The organism is Moraxella sp. HMSC061H09 (assembly GCF_001809255.1).
Taxonomy (GTDB): Bacteria; Pseudomonadota; Gammaproteobacteria; order Pseudomonadales; family Moraxellaceae; genus Moraxella; species Moraxella catarrhalis.
Window position 1 is genome coordinate 888 of the sequence record NZ_KV796851.1, and the last position, 3167, is coordinate 4054.

The 3167-nt window shown below is 36.8% G+C and carries 6 protein-coding genes and 1 pseudogene; 1 reads left to right on the plus strand and 6 read right to left on the minus strand.

Translation table 11 applies throughout. The features are described 5' to 3' along the window. The 4 genes and pseudogenes from HMPREF2573_RS09590 to HMPREF2573_RS09820 all read right to left on the minus strand — a co-directional run. The coding region (locus tag HMPREF2573_RS09590) for a VENN motif pre-toxin domain-containing protein (RefSeq protein WP_228141157.1) at positions 1-363 on the minus strand (363 nt) is incomplete at its 3' end. Further along, positions 339-464: a hypothetical protein gene (locus HMPREF2573_RS09200; protein WP_120714995.1), complete on the minus strand. Its 126-nt coding sequence runs from the start codon at positions 462-464 to the stop codon at positions 339-341. The genes HMPREF2573_RS09590 and HMPREF2573_RS09200, both read right to left, overlap by 25 nt. Before the next feature lie 89 nt (positions 465-553). After that, positions 554-1081, minus strand: a complete 528-nt coding sequence (locus HMPREF2573_RS05640) for a hypothetical protein (protein WP_070472858.1) — start codon at positions 1079-1081, stop codon at positions 554-556. A 696-nt stretch (positions 1082-1777) separates the two neighbouring features. Next, positions 1778-1936, minus strand: a pseudogene (locus tag HMPREF2573_RS09820) (VENN motif pre-toxin domain-containing protein); the annotation flags it as partial. Here HMPREF2573_RS09820 and HMPREF2573_RS09335 point away from each other — a divergent pair. After that, positions 1921-2139, plus strand: a complete 219-nt coding sequence (locus HMPREF2573_RS09335) for a hypothetical protein (RefSeq protein WP_168162418.1) — start codon at positions 1921-1923, stop codon at positions 2137-2139. The pseudogene HMPREF2573_RS09820 and the gene HMPREF2573_RS09335 overlap by 16 nt on opposite strands. A 9-nt stretch (positions 2140-2148) precedes the next feature. On the opposite strand, the gene HMPREF2573_RS05650 is transcribed toward HMPREF2573_RS09335, so the two are convergent. Both HMPREF2573_RS05650 and HMPREF2573_RS09340 read right to left on the minus strand, forming a co-directional pair. Continuing rightward, positions 2149-2649: a hypothetical protein gene (locus tag HMPREF2573_RS05650; RefSeq protein WP_036335717.1), complete on the minus strand. Its 501-nt coding sequence runs from the start codon at positions 2647-2649 to the stop codon at positions 2149-2151. 4 nt (positions 2650-2653) lie between these two features. Further along, a partial coding sequence (locus tag HMPREF2573_RS09340) for a hypothetical protein (RefSeq protein ID WP_070472868.1) occupies positions 2654-3167 on the minus strand: 514 nt, incomplete at its 5' end.

Sequence of the window (3167 nt, forward strand, 5' to 3'; positions counted from 1 at the left end):
TATGGTTGCAAAAACATAATCGCCAGCAGTTTTGGCCTCAACAAATCCTTGGATATCACCGACAACAGGAATAAAGCTAGTACCGATTAAGATGTACTGCTTGTTACGACTGATGGCTTCATGCAACTCAAGACCATAAGAGCCGTCAGTATTATTTACGATTTCATCCCATTCATTGGGATACATCTCTGCAAAAGTATTATTCTCCACTGCCTCCGCTGCCACACCAGCAGCCACATTGACATCTTCACCAGCAAAGACAGCGGTGATGCCTGCAATCAGTTTGGCTTGATTGATGAGTTTGTCTTTTTGTGCTTGGGTTAGGGTGTTTGAGTCATCTACATTGGTTTTACTACCATTGATACTAAATGGGGTTTGCCATCAAAGCCAACATCGGCACTAAATCCTGCTTGTTTTTGATCATGGGCGTATTGATAAGTGTCTTGACGGCTTTTAACAATCAAATCACCGCCAACTGTACCAGTTAGGTGTTTGGTACTTAAATTAGCACCATCTAGGGTAAGACTATACTACTCCTTATGGCTATTTAGACTCATTTTATCAATTGACCAATTTGTTTTAAATCTGAAATCGTGGGTATAGTTAATACCTCACTGGGCGTATATTTATATCCATTCAAATCTTGCAAAAAAGAGCAAGATCTACATTCATACAGAAGATCTTTTTCCTTAACTACTATTAAGCCACTCGTTTTGCAATTGGCACAAATAAAGTTTGTCTCTAAAAAGAATAAACTCTCCAAGCAATCCCTAAGTATCATTGCTAATGTTTCTGTGTTTGCTCTAAATTTTATGCAATTTTCTAGACTGCGTACAATATCCATATGATTAGCATAAGAAATAGGGTAATTCAAAACATTTAAATCTTTATATTGTAAAATACCATAAACTTTATCAAAAATAGTGCCCACTAACTCAACTTCATTATCATTAATCCATTTCAATAACTCATCGGCAATAATTTGATTACAGGCATTATTCTGAATTAACCTCTCTATACACTGTATAAAATTATTAATTAGTGATTTTTTTACCAATTTATAAGTTTGATATTTTTTCATTGTGTACCACCCTTTATAGGATATACGGTAATAAGGTTTCCTTTTACATCTGTTAAAATTTTGATGTATGTCGTATCACCTCCCCCCCTGATTAAGACTGGCTTTACCCACAATCCGACCAGTATTAACCACTCTTTCAAATTGACCTCCATCCAACTGCCTAACAGGACTTGAAATTGTATGTTTGTCAGATAAAATCCTCTTTAGCTCATCAGGTGTTATGCTAAATACAGACCTATTATTTGCCAAAGGGCTATTAAAATGGCCCTCAAGAACATGATCAAAACCTGCTGAGACAGGATGACCATTGCTTCTTAAAGGTGTATAAGCGGTACGTCCATTAGCAATATTAATTCTACTAGCAACAGATCTACCAGAAACTGCTTCAGCTCTTCCTTCTGCCTTTAAAACATCCACACCCTCTTGAATGGCACTTTTTATGCCCTTCACATCATTGGCGGATTTGGCAGTATCATAAGCTTTTTTTGCTTTATGAGCTTTTTGAGCTACATCCCCCAAACCAGGTATAAGACCTATGGTTGCAAAAACATAATCGCCAGCAGTTTGAGCCTCTACAAAGCCTTGGATATCACCGACAACAGGAATAAAAGTTGTTCCAATTAGGATATATTGTTTGTTTGCTGATATTATATCACCAACTGTGACAGTGTCAGGCTTTCTATGTTGCTGTGGATGCTTGCCAGTCGCATTCCACCTCACCGCCTCCGCTGCCATCTCTGATGCAACATTAGCATCTTTATCCGTGATGACTGCTGTGATGCCTGCAATCAGTTTGGCTTGATTGATGAGTTTGTTTTTTTGTGCTTGGGTTAGGGTGTTTGAGTGGTCTTTTTGCTCACCAAGCCTTTATCACTGAATTTACTTGCAGTATCCATGCTTTGGGTAGCACGACCTTCGGTGATGCTAACACCCCCGTCGCCACAATGGCTGTTGCTCCCCCTGACTACAGGTTTGAACCTTCTGTGGTGATGTTGGCAGTATCACCTGTTGTTTTGATGATGCTGCTACCAGCACTTGTGACATTTGACCTTGCATAGGCATAGTTTTTATTGTATTTCATCATATAAACATCCATCTTTGCCAGCATTCACATGAGAACGCCTGATTTTTTCCACAAATGCTTCAGGTATAGAAAACGATTTTAGTTCTAGATTGTGCGTATTGCTAAAAATTTCAAATGCCTGATCGCCTTTTAAAATATCCAAACCGTCCGAGTGTCTATTAATCACATAATAATATTTGTCTGCATACCACAAATAATACAACCCTTGTTTATCACATAACTTAATGGACAGTCCATGTAGTATGTAGTAATCTTTTGTTTTATAATAATCAATTATACCAACTGGTGGCATGGATTGATGCTCTTTAGATTGTCGTGAGTGCAAAAAATACCATTTCTCATCAGGGCTAAACTGACTTAAATAATAACCATCCCCCAAATTAATTTCTCGATTTTCATAGCACAAGACTATTGTGATACATAGCAGTATAAAACAGAGTAACAAAAGCGATAGTTTAGGTAATAATTTTAACAGTTTAAACATGGTGTCAATCACTTAAATTGATTATGTTTTTTGGATTATAATTGGTTTTGTTAAAAGAAATGTTAAAACCAATACAGCCACTTAGGGATCCGCAAGTAGGACTTCCAATTTTAGTGTTTGCATTTCTAAGTAATTCATCAGGTCTTAAAGAATTGTGTATTTCAAAATTATAAGTATCATCATAAAATCCATAAGTTCCATTCGTTCTTTTTACCAAGGTCAACGTCCCAAAAACTGCCCATTTCAACAAATTTATTGGTCTTACAGTGACTTTCAAATTGCCGCTACCATCTTCAATAGACTCCCGAAAACCTGTCATCAAAACCTTACCAACATAATCTGCTTCAACTAATATGGTCAGGTCTTTATTTGTATTAATCTGATAAAGATAATCCAGGTTCTCTTTGTTAACCTCCAAGTTTCCTGTATTGAATAAGACGGCTATTTTATCAGCTTCTTCCTGATTGGCTTTTGGTGCATTTGCTTTAACTTTATTTATATTGATCGCATTCCCCCTC